The 17,085-nt window shown below is 56.8% G+C and carries 19 protein-coding genes and 1 tRNA gene; 12 read left to right on the top strand and 8 right to left on the bottom strand.

Going from position 1 to position 17,085, the window contains the following annotated elements; genetic code table 11:
- On the bottom strand, window positions 1–216 hold a 216-nt coding region (locus JUK32_RS15585; RefSeq protein WP_204139789.1), incomplete at its 3' end, for a hypothetical protein.
- Here JUK32_RS15585 and JUK32_RS15590 point away from each other — a divergent pair.
- From JUK32_RS15590 to JUK32_RS15605, 4 genes are all read left to right on the top strand, one after another.
- Entirely contained in the window at window positions 200–1,063 is an 864-nt protein-coding gene (locus JUK32_RS15590) for an NAD(P)-dependent oxidoreductase (RefSeq protein WP_204139790.1), read from the top strand. The genes JUK32_RS15585 and JUK32_RS15590 overlap by 17 nt on opposite strands.
- Before the next feature lie 213 nt (window positions 1,064–1,276).
- A complete protein-coding gene (locus JUK32_RS15595; protein ID WP_204139791.1) occupies window positions 1,277–1,846 on the top strand; it encodes a hypothetical protein in 570 nt (189 codons plus the stop codon).
- Between the two features lie 336 nt (window positions 1,847–2,182).
- A complete protein-coding gene (locus JUK32_RS15600; RefSeq protein ID WP_204139792.1) occupies window positions 2,183–2,698 on the top strand; it encodes a hypothetical protein in 516 nt (171 codons plus the stop codon).
- A gap of 25 nt (window positions 2,699–2,723) precedes the next feature.
- Window positions 2,724–4,544: a penicillin-binding protein 2 gene (locus JUK32_RS15605; protein ID WP_204139793.1), complete on the top strand. Its 1,821-nt coding sequence runs from the start codon at window positions 2,724–2,726 to the stop codon at window positions 4,542–4,544.
- A gap of 194 nt (window positions 4,545–4,738) precedes the next feature.
- Here JUK32_RS15605 and JUK32_RS15610 read toward each other — a convergent pair whose 3' ends face one another.
- Window positions 4,739–5,959, bottom strand: a complete 1,221-nt coding sequence (locus tag JUK32_RS15610; RefSeq protein WP_204139794.1) for an aminotransferase class V-fold PLP-dependent enzyme — start codon at window positions 5,957–5,959, stop codon at window positions 4,739–4,741.
- A 584-nt stretch (window positions 5,960–6,543) separates the two neighbouring features.
- On the opposite strand from JUK32_RS15610, the gene JUK32_RS15615 reads away from it, so the two are divergent.
- From JUK32_RS15615 to JUK32_RS15630, 4 genes are all read left to right on the top strand, one after another.
- Window positions 6,544–8,166, top strand: coding sequence for a TM0106 family RecB-like putative nuclease (locus tag JUK32_RS15615; protein ID WP_239112717.1), 1,623 nt, complete (start codon window positions 6,544–6,546; stop codon window positions 8,164–8,166).
- Window positions 8,167–8,238: 72 nt separating this feature from the next.
- Window positions 8,239–8,312, top strand: a tRNA-Asp gene (locus tag JUK32_RS15620).
- Window positions 8,313–8,423: 111 nt separating this feature from the next.
- Window positions 8,424–8,819 (top strand): hypothetical protein, encoded by a 396-nt coding sequence (locus tag JUK32_RS15625; RefSeq protein ID WP_204139795.1) that lies wholly within the window; start codon window positions 8,424–8,426, stop codon window positions 8,817–8,819.
- A gap of 251 nt (window positions 8,820–9,070) precedes the next feature.
- A complete protein-coding gene (locus tag JUK32_RS15630) occupies window positions 9,071–9,271 on the top strand; it encodes a hypothetical protein (RefSeq protein WP_204139796.1) in 201 nt (66 codons plus the stop codon).
- Between the two features lie 73 nt (window positions 9,272–9,344).
- Here JUK32_RS15630 and JUK32_RS15635 read toward each other — a convergent pair whose 3' ends face one another.
- The 3 genes from JUK32_RS15635 to JUK32_RS15645 all read right to left on the bottom strand — a co-directional run bounded on the left by JUK32_RS15635 (window position 9,345) and on the right by JUK32_RS15645 (window position 11,044).
- Window positions 9,345–9,902 (bottom strand): hypothetical protein, encoded by a 558-nt coding sequence (locus JUK32_RS15635; RefSeq protein ID WP_204139797.1) that lies wholly within the window; start codon window positions 9,900–9,902, stop codon window positions 9,345–9,347.
- Window positions 9,903–9,919: 17 nt separating this feature from the next.
- The gene (locus JUK32_RS15640) at window positions 9,920–10,798 is read right to left on the bottom strand and encodes a hypothetical protein (protein ID WP_204139798.1); all 879 of its coding nucleotides are present in this window, start codon (window positions 10,796–10,798) and stop codon (window positions 9,920–9,922) included.
- 78 nt (window positions 10,799–10,876) lie between these two features.
- On the bottom strand, window positions 10,877–11,044 hold the full coding sequence (locus tag JUK32_RS15645) for a hypothetical protein (RefSeq protein ID WP_204139799.1): 168 nt from the start codon (window positions 11,042–11,044) through the stop codon (window positions 10,877–10,879).
- 62 nt (window positions 11,045–11,106) lie between these two features.
- Here JUK32_RS15645 and JUK32_RS15650 point away from each other — a divergent pair, with 62 nt between their 5' ends.
- From JUK32_RS15650 to JUK32_RS15660, 3 genes are all read left to right on the top strand, one after another.
- Window positions 11,107–12,345 (top strand): lipid-A-disaccharide synthase-related protein, encoded by a 1,239-nt coding sequence (locus tag JUK32_RS15650; protein ID WP_204139800.1) that lies wholly within the window; start codon window positions 11,107–11,109, stop codon window positions 12,343–12,345.
- Window positions 12,346–12,391: 46 nt separating this feature from the next.
- On the top strand, window positions 12,392–14,035 hold the full coding sequence (locus JUK32_RS15655; protein ID WP_204139801.1) for an AarF/ABC1/UbiB kinase family protein: 1,644 nt from the start codon (window positions 12,392–12,394) through the stop codon (window positions 14,033–14,035).
- 282 nt (window positions 14,036–14,317) lie between these two features.
- Entirely contained in the window at window positions 14,318–14,560 is a 243-nt protein-coding gene (locus JUK32_RS15660) for a hypothetical protein (RefSeq protein WP_204139802.1), read from the top strand.
- 250 nt (window positions 14,561–14,810) lie between these two features.
- Here the strand turns inward: JUK32_RS15660 and JUK32_RS15665 are convergent, their stop codons facing one another.
- Genes JUK32_RS15665 through petN form a run of 3 tightly spaced genes read right to left on the bottom strand, consistent with a single transcriptional unit; the run spans window position 14,811 to window position 16,520 of the window.
- The gene (locus JUK32_RS15665; protein WP_204139803.1) at window positions 14,811–16,178 is read right to left on the bottom strand and encodes a 16S rRNA (cytosine(967)-C(5))-methyltransferase; all 1,368 of its coding nucleotides are present in this window, start codon (window positions 16,176–16,178) and stop codon (window positions 14,811–14,813) included.
- A gap of 24 nt (window positions 16,179–16,202) precedes the next feature.
- Window positions 16,203–16,391 carry a hypothetical protein gene (locus JUK32_RS15670; RefSeq protein ID WP_204139804.1) on the bottom strand — a complete coding sequence of 63 codons (189 nt, stop codon included), beginning with the start codon at window positions 16,389–16,391 and terminating at the stop codon, window positions 16,203–16,205.
- A 39-nt stretch (window positions 16,392–16,430) separates the two neighbouring features.
- Window positions 16,431–16,520, bottom strand: coding sequence for a cytochrome b6-f complex subunit PetN (petN, locus tag JUK32_RS15675; RefSeq protein ID WP_204139805.1), 90 nt, complete (start codon window positions 16,518–16,520; stop codon window positions 16,431–16,433).
- 79 nt (window positions 16,521–16,599) lie between these two features.
- On the opposite strand from petN, the gene JUK32_RS15680 reads away from it, so the two are divergent.
- On the top strand, window positions 16,600–17,064 hold the full coding sequence (locus JUK32_RS15680) for a hypothetical protein (protein ID WP_204139806.1): 465 nt from the start codon (window positions 16,600–16,602) through the stop codon (window positions 17,062–17,064).
- Window positions 17,065–17,085: the final 21 nt, after the last annotated feature.

The following is a 17,085-nucleotide window of genomic DNA, read 5'->3' on the forward strand; positions in this document are numbered from 1 at the left end:
ACTCTCGATACTGGTAGGTTGAGCGAAGTCGAAACCGGATTGAACGGGTACTTTATTTAGTTGCAGATCCCTAGGCGCGGGATTCTCCGCCGTGTGAGCATTGCCGTGGTACAGCAGTTGACGTGATGTGGCCTGGCCGTTGTGATCTGTAGTGCGGTGATCAATCAGAATTGCCAGTGAAGGAAGCGAGGAAAACACTATGAAAGTTGGCATCATCGGGACTGGACTCATGGGCGCACCCATGGCGCTGACGCTACAGGCAGCGGGGCATACCGTCATGGCCTACAATCGCTCGGCGGATAAGGTGCAGCCCTTGACTGCCCAGGGGGTGGAAAGTGCGGCTACCCCGACTGCCGTACTCGCGGCCTGCGACTGCACCATTTTGATGCTGGCGGATGCCACGGCGATCGCGGCCACCCTCTTCACCCCAGATACCCAGGCGGCGCTAGCAAACCACACGATCATACAAATGGGCACCATTGCGCCGGAACAGAGTCGCGATCTCCACGCCCAGGTCACAGCCGCCCAGGGACAGTACCTCGAAGCACCGGTGCTGGGCAGCATTCCCCAAGCCCAGGACGGTAGCTTGATCGTGATGGTGGGCAGTACGTTGGCGGAATTTGATCAGTGGCAGCCCGTCTTTCATGCCCTCGGTGAACAGGTGTTGCACATTGGCCCGGTGGGCGCAGGGGCGGCGGTGAAGCTAGCGATGAACCAACTGATTGGCTCCCTCACCACGGCCTTTGCCCTGAGCCTGGCCCTCGTGCAGCGCGAACAGATTCCGGTGGAAACCTTTATGGACATTGTGCGGAAGAGTGCCCTGTATGCCCCGACCTTTGATAAAAAGTTGAGCCGGATGTGCGATCGCGACTTCAGTAATCCCAACTTCCCGACCAAACATTTGCTCAAAGACATGCGCCTGTTTGCCCAGGCGGCTGAGTCAGCAGGGCTGGAACCGGCCCTGGCCGATACGGTCGCGACGGTGGTGCAGCAAGCGATCGCCCAAGGACTCGCCGACGCCGACTACTCCGCCCTTTATGCTGCGGTCAATCCAGAGCGTTAACCCAGCTGTGGTGAGGTGCCAGGTGGCCCCCATCTGTGGGTGCCTCTGCGCCCCCTTTCCCCAGGGGCCTCCCGTGACTCAGCAAAACCTGAGGGCACCGAACTTTTTCACCCCAGGCACGTCTACACCTTTATAAAACTTGGGGATCTGTCGGAAAACTTCCGCGCTAAACTGCAAACCCCATAACGATGATCAGGCGATCAGGAGGTTGTGATGCTGACTCGGACAATGAGTGTACTCCCACTGTTGGTGACCCCGTTACTCCCCTTGGCCCTGCCACTCACAGCGCGGGCGCAAACGTCCACCGTGCAGACGATGAATCAACTGCGGGTGGTGACACAAACCGATGAAACGCTGTATTTCAATCCTGATACGGCCTATGAATTGCCCTTGGTCGTCGAGTCCGCGACCACCCTCAACGGTCGTCAACTGCCAGCGGGTACGGTAATTGAGGGTCGGCTCGACCCAGTTTCCGGGGGGTTGCAGTACACCGCCACGGGCATTGCTGCCGGGGGCTTGGTAGAGTCCTTTGCTGCCGTGTCGGAGTTGTTGCCTGATGTGAAGGATCCGCGGGAAACGTCGGGGGGCTCGATCGCCACTGATGCCGCGATTGGGGCCGCTGGTGGAGCCGTTCTCGGAGCGGTCATCGGGGATGGCGTGAGCTGGTGGGAAATTTTGGGCGGGGCCGCCGCCGGAGTGGCCGTCGGCAATGTCACTGCCCAGCGCGTGGTCATTGTGGAACCCGACGTTCCCATTGTGCTGACCGTGCCCTCCCCGCGTTAACCCGCCGCTTCGGCCCCTCCTACTCCATCGATACTTCAAGCCGCTTGCCGGGGCGCTCCGTAGCGACCCGGCAAGCGGTTTTAGGGTGAGATGCCGATGGCGTTGAGCCAGGGGGGGCGAGCCCGATCGCGATCGGAACAAAATTTTTGCGTAAAAGCGTTGCAGATGCTCACCCTTGAGCTATTTTATGGAAGCCAGTGGCAACATCTTGGCCAGTCGGTGACAAAATAACTTGCTGACTGCGGTTGAGAGCGTTACTATGTCGCTGAATCTAGGGTAAACGGGCAAGCTGCTTCCCCTAACGGTAGTGTGCATGTTCGATGTGAGAGTGAATCTATGTCTGCGGCCTTAAAAACTGAACCGTTAGAACTGCGGCCCCGAGCCGCCCATCCGACCGCGGCTCGACCGCGCGAGCGCCGCCTCACCGTCGTCCCGACGACGCCAGCCTCGCCCCTGGTCTTTCCCCCTGCTGATCGCGCCCATCGGCCCCTGTGGCTCAAGCTCCTGTCCGTCGGGCAACGGACTTCCTTAGTGATGGCAGGCATGACCGTCGCGGCTGCTCTGTCCGCCTATGCGGTTACCGTCGATACGAACCGTCGCCTATCGGTGGCGACGACGGCTTTGGGGCAGTTGCAGGATCAGCAGCAACAGTTGGTTACCGCCAATGCGGTGTTTAAGAACCATCTGGCTCAGACCGCGCTGGCGGCGATGGATGACGGCACCCTGCATCCCAAAGATGTCATTTTTCTCAAAACGACAGAGCCGCTGCCCGCTGCGGCCCCAGCGGCCCCGATCGCCCCGGCCACCGCCGCGATCGCCCCAGATCGGCGCTTTTTCCCCAAGGGCTACTAGCCGCCCCTGCGCTTGAGGTTTGTCCATGGGCTCTTCCCGTACCGCTAGACGTCATCGTCGCCCGCCGCCGCGAACTGGACGACGGCCGTCATCTCAGTCACCAGTGCCCTTGTCGCGATCGCGACAAGGGCGCAAACAGGCCATGCGTCGGATTGTCTTAGTTTGGGGCTGTTTGCTGGTGGCTGTGCTGGCGTTAGCGGTACGCCTCGGCTATCTGCAATTGGTCCAGGGCGACGTTCTCAGCGACATGGCCCGGACCCAACAGGCCCGGCAGATCGACGTGAACGTGACCCGTCGCCCCATTGTCGATACCCAGGGCACCCCCCTGGCGGTCGATCGCCTGGTTTATACGCTGTACTGCCATCCAGCCTTGTTTCGGCAACCCATTGGCGTGGTGGCCCAAACCCTCTCACCCGTTTTGGATTTACCAGCCGCCGCTCTTGTTGAAGAGCTGAAGAGCCAGCAAACCGGCGTCCGCCTGGTGGATGATCTATCGGAGGATACGGCTCGCCGCATTCAACAGCTCCGTCTCGATGGTCTAGAGCTGATCCCCGCGCAGCAGCGCTTCTATCCCCAACAAGATCTGTTTTCGCAAATTGTCGGCTTCATTAACTTAGATGGTGAAGCCCAGACGGGATTAGAGGCCGAGTATCGCGATCGCCTTAAACTACCTGCTCCCAAGCTACCCACCGTCGTGGGACCCACCTTGCCGGTGTCGAGCTTGCCGACGGAATCGGCCCCGCAGCAAATGCAACTCACCCTGGATAGCCGACTGCAACGGGTCGCCCAAGAGGGACTCCGCCAAACCCTGCGGCAGTTTGCGGCCAAACGGGGTACGGTCATGGTGATGGATGTGCACACGGGAGCGCTGCGGGCGCTGGCGGTGGAACCGACGTTTGACCCTAATCGTTACTTTGATGCGGATTTGGCCTGGCTTAAAAACTGGGCCATCACCGACCTGTACGAACCGGGCTCGACCTTTAAGCCGATCAATATTGCGATCGCGCTGGAAGCGGGGGCGATCGCTCCTGACGACACCATTTATGACGAAGGGCAAATTGAAATTGGTGAATGGACCATTCAAAACTCCGACTATGAAGCGTCCGGTCGTAGCGGCACCTTGAGTATTACCGAAGTGTTGAAATATTCCAGCAACTTGGGCATGGTGCACATCATGGAGCAGATGCCAGCGGCGGACTTTTATCGCTGGTTCGAAAAGCTGGAACTCGATCAGCCCACGGGCATTGGGCTACCGGCTGAAAATGCCGGCCCCCTGAAAGATCGCAATCAGTTCGTCAATAGTTATGTGGATGCCGCCACGGCGGCCTTTGGACAAGGCATCGTGCTCACACCGATCAAACTGCTGCAACTGCAAGCCGCCCTGGCCAATGGCGGCTATTTGGTGACGCCCACCGTCGTTGAAGGCATGATTGATGATCAGGGCAACCGCACCTGGCAGCCCACCCCGCAAACGCCCAAGCGCGTGTTTTCGGCGGAGACGACTGCAACGGTGCTCAAGATGATGGAAGCGGTGGTGGCCGATGGGACGGGCAAACCGGCCCAGATTCCGGGTTATCGCATTGCGGGAAAAACCGGGACAGCGCAAAAGGTGAATGAGTTTGGGGAGTATGGGGCTGGCCGCATCACGAGCTTTGTGAGTTTGTTGCCAGTTGAGCAACCGCGATTCGTCGTCTTAGCCGTGATTGATGAGCCCGCTGGGGATGATGCCTATGGCTCCACCGTGGCCGCCCCCCTGGTGAAAACGGTGATGGAATCGCTGGTGGTGTTGGAAGGGGTGCCGCCTTCGGCTCCGCAGGCACTGAACGGCGTGCTGTCCCCGGATTAAGGCCCTGGTACCCGGTGGCTGATTGCAACACGTCCGTAGGGGCGTACGGCCGTGCGCCCCTACACCCTCTCAAGGTTGCGAGATTGCTTCAGACGACGATGAACCGTACTGGAGACTAGTGCTGGGCGGTAAGTGATCGGCGGCGTCGCCTGTCCAGGGGGCGAAGGGGGAAGCCTCGGCGGCACGGGCTCAGTTCACAGTGCATCGACCCATTGGCAAATGCGATCGCCCAACGCTTCCACCTCGGTTTCCAAGGTGAAATAGTGGACGCAGGCCCGCACACAGTGGGGATGCAGCAGGATGCGCAGCAGGGTATGTTCCGCTTCCAGGTCTTTGACGAGCTGGGTGTGGGCGGCGGGATGCGGCTGACCGTCCGCCCACAAAATTTCAAATGAGATCAGGCCCGACTCCGGCGTCGTCGCCATTACCGGACGGATTTTGGGGTGAGCTTGCAATCGTTCCCACAGAGTGCGGCTGAGCGCGCCAATCCGCTGCCAGCGATCGCTAGTCGTCCCCCACTGCTGATGTAAGTCCAGAGCCGCTTGTAAGCCCGCCATCAGCGGATAGTCCGATGTCGCGACTTCGTAGCGCTGGCCGGTGGGCTGCCAGCCCGTGGGATTCGCCTGGGCGTCGGTAGTGATGCTGCGCCAGCCAATAAAGGTGGGGGCGATCGCCTCCCTAACTTCTGGTCGCACATACAGTCCCCCCAGGCCCGCTGGCCCACAGCACCATTTGTGCCCCGTAAAGGCGTAAAAATCGACCTCAGTGGCGGTGAGGTCGAGGGGCATCATGCCCACCGACTGAGCCGCATCCACCAAGATCCATACCGGATTGGGGGTGTGGGCGTGGCACAAGCGGACAATTTCGGTCAGCGGCAACAGTTGCCCCGTATTCCACAAAATATGGCTGACCACGAGCATCCGGGTGCGAGGTTGGAGCGCCGCCTCAATCACCGCTACGGGATCACCGCCCTGGGCCGTCGCCAAGATTGGACACACATCCACCGCCACCTGAAAGCGCCGACTGACTTCCTGCACGGCGGCAATCACGCCGGGATGTTCGCAATCGGTCAGCAGAATGCGATCGCCCGGCTGCCAACCCACCCCCCAGAGCGGGATATTGCAGCCCACCGTCACATCTTCCGTCAGGGTCATGGCCTCCACGGGCACCGTCAACAAGTCTGCTAACGTTTGCCGCATCGCCATCGCCGACTGCTGAATCCACTGGTTAATGCGCCCTGAAAACGGCCCTTCAGTTTGTAGCGTCAGGTGCGCGTCTGTGATGGCGGTGAGGGCGCGTTGCGGCATCGGCCCCTGCCCCCCAAAGTTGAAATAGTGCTTGTTGGCCAGGGCCGGAAACTCGGCGCGGAGGGTCGGCAAGCGGGCGGTCAGGTCGGAGGAGGCGCTCAACACCATGATGCTCAGAAGAATCGACCTGTTTACTCTACCAGGCGAATTTGTCTCCCTTCGGGACGGCAATCGCTCCCGTCCTGCTGCCCCCTGGTGTATCTGCTCAAGTCACCGAGGAAACAAAAATCGCAGTTGGGTAGCTGAAGTAAGTCTGATCCCCCCTTGGCGATTCCCGGAATCGGCGCGCCCATGGGTTGGGTGGGCTGCCCACCCCCACCGACCGGGCCACACAGGGAGGACTGGGTGACGGTACCGCTGAGAGTGTCGAGAATCCGTCCAGCCGCCGCCGGAAAATTTTGTCCGCTTTGAAACCGGGGCGATCGCCCGCAGCAAACCCATAATGCGGTATAACTGTCAATAGGCTACATTCAGCATTTTTCGTAAAGCGAAACGCTGAAATCTGGCCATTTATTTAGTTCTGCGCAGTTCCGGTGTTGTGATGGTGGTGTTGGAACGATTTGATCGCCAAACCGTTGATCTGCGGCCTTGTCAGGTCGTGATGATGGTGTGCGGGCAATCGAGTCGTTGGTGGCGTCTCCCTGAGCCCCGGCTGCAGTGCTTGCAACCGTCTACCCCTAATCGTTTCCACTTTGTCAGCTAGTGACCCCTTGCTACACCACATGATGGCGGGGGGTGGCACCTTAAACCTCCCAGCCGAGTCACGTCGCTTGTCTGCTCATGAGTTGCCGGTGCTCTCCGAGCCCAAAACCTATTGGGTGACGGACTTTTTGCTGCTGCAATATCAGCGCTGTTCGCGGCGGGCCTATCTCGATACCCATCGCGATCGCGCCGAGGCCGATTCCCCCAGCGATTATTTGCAAAAAATTAAGCAAGACAGCGCTGAACATCGTCTGGCCGTGCTGGAGGACTACACTGGCTTTCAGCGCCCTGACTATGCCCAGGGTGATTGGCGCACCGGAGCCCAAGCCACCGCCGCTCTGATGGCCGCCGGAGCGGAGTATATCGTCGGTGGGGTGCTGATTGAGGCGACCGCGCCCGATGTTTATCTGGTGAGCCGTCCCGATATTTTGGTGAAGCAAGGGGGGTGGTCGCTGTGGGGCGATTGGCAGTACGCCCCGGTGGACATCAAGCTGGGCAAAAAGCCGAAGCTCGACTATCAGATCGTGGCGACTTACCATGCCTATGTGCTGGCTCATATCCAGGGGAACTGGCCCCACGAAAGCTGGCTCGCCCTGCGGGATGGGCGTTATCACTCGGTGGATCTGGATCAGCAGTTGCCTAAGTTTGGCGCGATGCTGCATGCCTGTTTAAGTGATTTGCGCAGTCCCGTTGCGCCGGAAGTCTTTATCGCCCACAGTCGCTGTGATTTATGCCATTGGTTTAGCCAGTGTTATCAAGCTGCCAGTGAGACGGCCCATCTCTCGCTGCTGCCGGGGGTGACCCCCGCCCGCTATACCCACCTCAAGGCGCAAAATCTCACCACGCTGCCGGATCTGGCCCAGGCGAGTCCGAAGCAGCTGGCTTATTTGCCAGGTTTTGGGGATACCGTCGCGGAAAAGTTGATTCACCAAGCCCAGGCCACGCTGTACGACCAAGCGATCGCTCGCACGCCACGCGGAGCCGACGCGACCTTCATGCTCTCGCCCCAAGATCTGCCCAGTGCCGAGGTGGAATTGTACTTTGACATTGAAGCGGCCCCGGATGTGGATGCCATTTACCTGCACGGCGTTCTGGTGGTTGATCATCGCCAGCAAACGGAACAGTTTCATGCCCTGTTGGCAGAGTCGCCGGAGCACGAGCAGGATGCCTGGGAGCAGTTTTTAGACTTGGTGCTGCAATATCCTCAAGCGCCGATTTATCACTTTTGTCCCTATGAAGCGCAGACGGCTCGTAAGCTCACGCAGCATTACCACTGCTTAGGGCCAGCGGACTTGCAAAGATTACTGCGGCGGTTTGTCGATATTCACTGGTGTGTGACGGAGGCGGTCACCCTGCCCGTCGAAAGTTACGCGCTGAAGCATATTGCTCGCTGGATGGGCTTTGAATGGCGGGATAGCGAGGCGAATGGGGCGCAGTCGATTTGCTGGTATAACGACTGGCTGACGACGGGCGATCGCACCCATCTGGACGCGATTCTGCGCTACAACGAGGACGACTGTCGCGCGACTTATCACGTCAAACAGTGGCTGACGGAGTTCGCTCAGTCTCACTGGCAAGCCACGCCGATGTCAGATCTGACGGTGTCGGCCTAGGCGCAAATAATCTTTGGCAAAACGTTTGACAAAGTGTCCATTCAAGGACAAGATATAGATCGCCCAATTCAAGGGCCTGTAGTTCAATTGGTTAGAGCACCGCCCTGTCACGGCGGAAGTTGCGGGTTCGAATCCCGTCAGGCCCGTTTGAAAATTTGAAACTTTAGATTGCCTCTGTCGCTGCAATTGCTGACAGGGAGTTGCGCAAGTCCTACTTCATGCGGTAGTACAGACTGAGTATTTCTTGCAGCGATCGCATGACTCCCAAGATCCTCACCAAGCGACTGCACAAAGCGCTGCTGGAAAACGGTGACATGGCTGAGGCCTTGTATGAGTATGAGATGCAGGAAAATCTCGACTATTGGTACAAGGGACTCATACGCGACAAAGACGATTATATGTTCGTCGTCACGGAAAATTCGGGTGATGTGGCTATGGTGCTCATTACGACGGATAAAACGGTGTACGTGAATGAGCGGGCTAGAGAGAGGCTGATGGAATTATGGCCCGCCTACTACGCACAAAATATGGAACAACTCATTCCTGGCATGGTGGAAGACTTACTAAGCGGTCATTTCTTTGAAATGGGCGTCAAAACGGTCGACACAACGAAGCAAAAAGGCCCCAGAAAGTCAGGTCGCTGGAAAAAATGACGCTTTCAAATACCCCGCTTTGACGATTTCACTGTACGAGAAGCGAGTCAAAGCAAGCATCAATTTCTGAAGTTTGATGGTTTGAGATCGCTCCCAGGTCCCCCAGGTCCACACAGGTCAACCTGCTAGGCGAACCCGTAGATCCGCTGTATCGCTCTCTGGGTAAAGCTTTCAGCGATCGCTTGTGGTTGTTTCAAAGGGGCAACCCGGGATCCCGAGAAGCCCCTAACCACTAACCCAAAGGAATAACCATGACCGCTATCACTATCGCTTCCTATGACCCCGCTACCGCTGTCCTAGACCTAACCCTAGATGTTGCCGGGGAAGTCTACCAAGATGAGATCCGGGCTAGCCTAGATGCCATCCTAGATGCCCCTCCTGAGGACTGCGTAGAGATCACCTGGGACCTAGTGGGAGCCTCCCTAGTCTGCACCGTAGACACCGGGCTGTAGGACTGGCTACCGTGCTACTTATAGCTTTGAAGCTTTTGGGGAATAGGCTCAGTGGCCGGTTAACCTAAGCCGGTTAACCTAAAGGGTCTTTCAGATCTTCGAGAGATCTCAGCAAGTCCGACATCCACTTTGTAACTTTATCGAGGTTCTTAAAGTCCTTTTGCTGAAAAGTTTCGTAGTGGTGTTTAGCGGTCCTAAAGCAACCGTAAACCTCGAGAACTTTTCTCGTTTGCTCTAGGTTCAGTGTCTCCGGCAGTTTGGGCAAGAAAACTTCATATGCTTGGGTCTGTAAACCCAGTGCTGGAAACATAACACCAACTCTATGTTTTGGAGAATACGCCTCTAGTGTTCCTGATATCTCATCTAGCATCTTTGTGACTTCTTTTATGCGGTCATAGTTATGGTCTATCTCTAACCTCAGTAGTGTCCTAACGGCCTCTGCCTCCTTCTTAGCCTTAGCTTTCTCCCTCTTGTCTACAGCACTTTGATTAACGAAAGCACCTGTCACGGCACCTAAAAGGGCTGTCATTGCTGGGAATACAGGGTTAGCTGCAAAAGTTACAAGTCCACCCCAGAGCATCTCCCGGGCTTCAATGAGTATGGTCGCTATTGCTTCTGAGGTTTCTATCATTAGGAGTCTTGAGAAAACTAATATAAATTTTTGGTGTTCTGTCTTAAGATTTTTGATATTTTCTTGTTGTCTTCAATAGCTATGTCAAGGAAAATAAATATCTGATCGGCCTTTCTCTTGAGGGTTTGAGAATACTGTTTCTCTTTTGTCTCTAGTTCCTCTTCTAAAGTCTGATCGTTATTCTGTAGCTGCATTAGCCTTTCTCTGCGGAGGAGTGAGTCAAGATCATCCTTTTCTTTCGTTGACCGTATTTCCATCATCTCTTTTAGTAGCGCGTTTCTCTTCTTTCTTTCTTCTATTGTGGTTATCTCATCAAGAACATCCTTCTCTATATCCATTAAAGTCATGTCCCTAAAATAAACATTTGATAACAGGGGATATATTCTTTCATAGAGTCCGAAAAGATCTGTAAGTTCTTGTGTGTCAAAAGCTTCATAAAGTAGCTCAGAACCTATTGACAAAAAGCTCTTTCTCACATGATGGGACTGAGAAAAAAGCTCAAGTGAAGTTTTTAGTCCAAACGGGTAGTGCTCATCCCCCGTCGCGTCATCTATCGACTTGCTTAGAAGCTCTCTATCTCTTTTAAGCATCTTTTCATTGTGTTCAAGCTCTATGGTTATCATTGTTCGAACGGCTGCTAGGGTTTTTCTGCGCTCCTCTCTCTCTTTTTCTCTTGTTTGCTTTTCTTCTCTCCTAAAAGCCCATTGAGAAAGGACAAAAGCTAGTGTAGGGCCTAAGGAAAACTTGCTTAAGTCTCCCAGTAGACTTAGCGCCTTAACAGGATTCGACACGGAAGCCCATAAGCTTAAAGTCATTCTATCTAGATAGATAAAAAGGCTATTGAGGGTGGACCAGATCCAGATAGCTAAAGGAAATAAAAACTCTTCAGGCGTCATGGGGCTAACTGAGGAAAACTCCCAATATTTTGGCCTAACCCATCTAGGACCCGCTAGTAGAAAATCTTCCCGGTTTCCCTAGGAGGGGGCTAATGCGCGATCGCGATCGCTGGGAACTTGTCTCACATTGAACGCTCCAGCGCCCTGATTTGTTACGTCTGTGCCAGCGGGCAGGGCACTCAGGAATGTCGCCGACGTCAAGGTGACAGCGAGGCGGATGACGAAGCCGACGGTATGCCGCCCCATATTTTGCCAAAGCCGGTTTCTGTATCTTGTACGCTTATTGAGGAACTACGGCGGAACGCGGAATGGCCAGGCGGGTACTTTTTTTAAGTAATGGACATGGCGAAGACCTGAACGCCAGCCTGGTGCTCAAGGCATTGGAGGCGATCGCGCCAGAGCTGGAAGTCGCGGCCATGCCGATTGTGGGTGAGGGCAGTGCTTACCGCAAGCTCGGCGTTGAGATTATTGGGCCGACGCAGCAGCTTCCGTCTGGGGGATTTAACTACATTAATTTTGCGCGGTTCTTAAATCCGGTGAACTGGTGGCGCGATACCAACCCCGTCAGTTTAGTCAAAGATGTCTTCTCAGGGTTGATTGGGCTGACCATCGGCCAAATTCGGGCTGTGCAACGCTACAGTCCCACCTGCGATTTGCTGTTTGCCTGCGGCGACATCGTGCCGATTTTGTTTGCGCGGCTGACGGGTCGCCCCTTCTTCGTCTTTTTGGTCAGCACCTCTAGCTACTACGAGGGCAAGGTCAAACTGCCGTGGCTGGCCCAGTGGGGCCTGCGATCGCCCCAGTGTGTCGCAATTTTGACCCGCGATCGCTACACCGCTGAAGATTTATTGGCGCGGGGCTTTGGGCGCACGCAGTTCCTCGGCTACCCGATCATGGATGTGTTGACCCCCAGTGGACAAGCGCTCACGGTGCCCCAGGTGCCGCTCATTGCCTTGTTGCCGGGGAGCCGCCTGCCCGAAGCGCAAATCAATTTGGGGCTCATGCTGGAACTGTGTGAGGCGATCGCCCCCTTGCGCCCCGCCCAGTTTCACACCGCGCTGGTGCCCAGCTTTACCCAAGACTACCTGGCGACATTAGCCGCCGACCATGGCTGGACGTTGCACCCCGGCTACTTGCAGAAAGCCGCCGTCACGATGCATTATCACTACGACGCCTTTGCCGATATTTTGTACCAGTGTGATCTGGTCGTGGGCATGGCGGGCACCGCTGTGGAGCAAGCCGTGGGATTAGGCAAACCCATCGTGCAAATCCCCGGCCCGGGCCCTCAATTTACGTATCTGTTTGCCGAAGCGCAGATGCGCCTGCTGGGCGAGTCGGTCACCACCATTGGCACGCGCCCCGCGACCGCCAAAACCCTGATGGCCGCCGCTGCCAAAATTGACCAGATTCTCAACGATGGGCCGTACCTAGAGCAGTGTCGGGCGAACGGTCACGAGCGGGTGGGTGGCCCAGGGGGGGCGGAGGCGATCGCCCACAAAATTGTGGAGGCGCTGCATCAGCTCACCAAAGAAACCTCAATGGTTTGATCTAAACTTCGTTAGCATCAAAATACTCCCCCCCTTTGGAGGCTCAATGCTTGCATCGTCGCGAATGTCCCGTCAGGGCGAAATTGTTGAAGTCGTTTTCCGCAACGGTTGGGATTATATGCGGCGACTCCTCAGCGGTGGCAAAGCTGCTGAACCGGACATTCCTACGCCCGAGGTCTTGCGCAACATTTTGACCGAGCTGGGGCCGGTGTATGTGAAATTTGGGCAACTGCTCAGCACCCGACCCGACCTGTTGCCCGCCCGCTACATCGAAGCCCTTAGTAGCCTGCAATCAACGGTGCAGCCGGTGCCCGCCAGCCAAATGGAGCCGTTCATTCGGCAAAATTTACCCGGCCCGGTGGAAGACTTCTTTCAAACGATTGAATATTCCGCGATCGCGGCGGGCTCCATCGGCCAAACCCATCGGGCCGTGCTCCACGATGGTCGCCAAGTTGCCATCAAAGTGCAGCGCCCCGGCATTGAAAAGCTGGTTGAACATGATATGGCCCTGATCCGTGACGTGGCCCGCCTGGTGTCGGCTACCCAGTTTGGCCAGCGCTACAATGTGGTGGATCTGGCCTACGAATTCAGTGAAGCCATTCGCGCCGAGCTCGATTTCACTACCGAAGCGGAATACACCGACCTGCTGCGCCGCAACCTGCAAGATAGCCCCTGGTATGACCCCAAACAACTGGTCGTGCCCGAAATCTTTTGGGACCTGACCAACTCCAAACTCATGGTGATGGAATGGTTGGATGGAGCCCCCATTCTCACTACCCCCGTGGCGCAAGACGACAGCGAAAAAGCGGCGCGCAAACGCGAACAAATCACCACCCTCTTATTTCGCGCTTTCTTCAAACAGTATTTTGTGGATGGCTTTTTTCACGCTGATCCCCATCCCGGCAATATCTTTTTTCTCAAAGATGGGCGCGTCGCTCTGCTGGACTGCGGCATGATGGGGCGACTCGACCCGCGCACTCGGGCGACGATGACCGAAATGGTGCTGGCGATCGCCAGCTCTGATGCCCAACGCTGCACCCAAATCGCGCTGAAGCTCACGGAGCCGCTGCAACCCACCGACATCGCCAAACTCGAAAGTGACTTTGCGCGGTTGATGGGCCGCTATTACGGCCTCAGCCTCGAAAAGGTCAATACCGCTGAAGTCTTTGGCGAAATTCTGGAAGCGGGCACGCAAAATGACTTGCGCTGGCCCGCCAATGTGGGCTTATTCACCAAATCCCTCGCGAACCTGGAGGGGGCAGCCCGCCAGTTCAATCCCCATGTCAACCTCATCTCTGAGGTGCGGCCCCTGATGGCCGATCTGTTTCGCTATCAGCTCACCGGCGAAGATTTGGTGCAAACTTTGCTGCGCACCGGGCTGGAATTTCGCAACCTCTCCCTCGAATCACCGCGGCAATTTGCCTTTTTGCTCGATCGCCTCAGCGCTGAGACGCTGCGCTGGAATGTCCGGCTCAGCGGCTTAGAAGGGATGCGTCGCAGCATTGATGATGCTGCCAACCGACGGGCCTACAGCACCGTGGTCGCCGCTTTGATTATTGGTGCGGCGATCGTTTCCACCAATCAGCAAAGCTCCCAGGGCATCATTCTCAGCAATATCTTATTTGCCGCTGCGACCTTTTTAGGCCTGTGGTTGGTGGTCAGCATTTTGAGATCGGGGCGACTGCGTTAATCCGGATCAGTCCGAATAGTTCCGGATCGGCTGGTCGAAGCCCCCGACGGCCCAAGCATTCCATCATGGCGACGAGGCTCAGGGCTCGGGCGTCGGGTTTAACCTGCCTAGCCCCTCGGCTTCTCTAGTCACAATCTGGTATCCCGTAGACTCGCTAGCGCCGATATGGGGATGCTGCGGCCAACCCCTTCCTGTGTAAATGCTTGTGCGATCGCCTTGCGCAACCGGGAAAACTTATGGAAAATAGCTATAGTTTATTTGTACTATTTTGAGGTTGAGCCGATGACCCCTCCCTCAGCGACCTTTCACGTCGATGTCGTCGATGGCTTTCGTCTGGGCTGCTTGCACGTCCCTTTGGCCGAAGTTGCCGATTGGCTGAACTTTTTGGTGACGCCTCACTATCGCGCGGACATTATCTCAGCGGAGCACGTGAGCGATCGCCTGCACATCTACTTTGAAGCCAGCGACGGCCTCTATGCCTACCTGGAAAACCGTCTCATGGGTGCCCTAGAACTTGCTGCTTAGGGATGGTGAAAACAGTGCCGCCCGGTCTATGGTCGTGGGTGGATAAGTAGGTGGGTGGGTGGATAAGTAGGTGGGTGGGTGGATAAGTAGGTGGGTGGGTGAGTGGATGAGTAGGTGGGTGGGTGAGTGGATGGATGAGTTGCGGTTCCGACGTCGGGACTTTTATTGTGAGCGCCGCTTTCAACCGTTGACAGCGATGGGGGCAAGAGCACAAATCGCTTCACCCTCACACCCTGCTACCCAGCCACCCTCACCCCCTGCGCCCCAACCGCACCATAAAGAACCCATCCATATCCGCTTGATGAGGCCAGACCTTGACCCAGCCCTCGGGCCTGGCAAAGGCGGCGGCAGGTTCATTCGGGAGGGGTGGCATAATGCGCCAGTCGGGATGGGAAGCAAGAAACTGCTCGACCACCGCTTCATTTTCCGCCGGATGGAGCGTGCAGGTGGCGTAAACCAGGGTGCCCGTGGGCTTCACCCAGGTGGCCGTGCGTTCTAACAGGCGTGATTGCAGCTGAGCCAGCTCTTGGACTGACTCTGGGGACTGTCGCCAGCGGGCATCGGCATGACGATGGAGGGTGCCGAGGCCCGAACAGGGGGCATCCACCACCACGCGATCGCCCTCCCCCTCAAACTTCGTGATCTCGGTGCTGTCGCCCTGACAAGTTTGAATGCAGTTCAATTGCAAGCGGCGGACATTTTGCGTGATTTTTTTCAGCCGTGAAGGGGTGCGATCGCAGGCCCAAATCAGCCCTTGATCCCCCATGAGTTCCGCCAAATGGGTGGTTTTGCCACCGGGCGCGGCACAGGCGTCGATCACCAGTTCCCCAGGTTGAGGCGCGACCAGGGTACTGACTAATTGGGCGCTGGCATCTTGCACCGTCCACCCGCCCTCGGCATACCCCGGTAGGGCCTTAATCGCCCCGACCGATGGCGGCAACCGCAGGGCGTGGGGCAAGTGGGGCAAGGGTTTTACCACCATGCCCGCCGCTGCAAAAGTTTGCTGCAACGCCTCCCGCGATTGTTGGAGAGCATTGACCCGGAGGTCAATGGCAGGCGGCTGATTGAACCATTCGCAGAGGGCGATCGTGTCGGGTTCGCCCAGTTGGCCCAGCCATAGCTCCACCAGCCAATCGGGAAAGCTGTGCTGGATGCCCAAAGCAGTCACGCGATCGCTCGGCAACGTCAGGGGATCATCCCCCTTTTCCCGCCGACGGATATATTGCCGCAAAATACCATTCACCACCCCGGACAATTTGCCCTTGCCCAAGGCCTTAGTCAACTCCACGCTGGTGTTGACCGCTGCCGACTCGGGCACTTGGGTCAAAAACCGCAGTTGATAAAAGCCCAAATGCAAAATCACGCGCAGCTCGGGCAGTTGCTGGTGGGCGGGCTTTTTGCCGAGCTGATCAATCAGGGCATCCAGAGTGCGCTGCCGCCGCACCGTGCCGTAGACCAATTCCGTGGCAAAGGCACGATCCACAGCGCTCAAGGAGGTGCGGGCTAACCAGCGGTGTAGCACCACATCGGCATAGCCACCGCGATAAATTTCCTTTAAAGCATCAAACGCCAACCGGCGGGCTGGCGATTGCGCATTGGCTGGCGATGGCGTGGTCACAAACTCAGCTGGCCCCAAGGCGATCTACTTCTTCTTTTTGCGTTTGGTCTTTTTTACGGTGGGGGCGATCGCCTCTTGGTCGCGCTTACGACGACGGCGATCGCGCCACTCAGCAGCGGTCAAATAAACCACGCCCCCGGTCACGACCACCATCAGCGCGGCGGCGAGTACCGCCAAAATGACAAAAGTCTGGTTTGTAAGAGCAGTCTCCATCACACAACATTAGTGACAAAACAAATTCGACATGACAGCTTAGAAGCCGTTGCGGCCCCAAACCACCATTGACATCGAGAAGGTGAAAATCACCAGCAATGAAACCCAACCCAGCGTCAAAATATCCATAATTGTCTTTCAAGCAAGAATTCACAGTGCATCCACCATCATAGGACAAAGCCCCTACGGAAACATCGCAATTTGCACAATGCCACATCCTTCACCCTTTACCCCCGCCGAGCGTATCGAGTCAGCCAAAGTGGCGATCGCGGGCGGCCTTGTCGCTGGCTTCATTGGCCTCGCCTGGCTGCTGCTGAGTCGTTATGCCCAGGCTGAAGTGAGTTGGGCTGGGCTCCGGGGCGGGTGGAGTCTGGCAAATTTGACCCTGTTGGTGAATGGCGAGATCGCGGCCCTCTCCGGTAGCTTATTTGCCTTGACCTATCGCTACGCGATTCGCCAAGATGACAACCCGCAGCTCCGGAGCGGTGTGGTGCTGGCCTTTACCCTGGTTCGCGGTCTCGCTGAAGTGGATGCGAGCTCGGCCATTGCCCAACACTTTTGGCCGTTTTTCACCGCTGGTGGCGAAAGCTTTTTACTGTTTGGCGGCTGCGCGATCGCCCTCAATTTCGCCTTCGCCCAGCAGTGGCTGAAACTCTTTGGAACAGATGCCTGACGGGGCCAGTTGCCGCTCCGC

Origin of the sequence: Halomicronema sp. CCY15110 (genome assembly GCF_016888165.1) — a bacterium.
Taxonomy (GTDB): Bacteria; Cyanobacteriota; Cyanobacteriia; order Phormidesmidales; family Phormidesmidaceae; genus Halomicronema.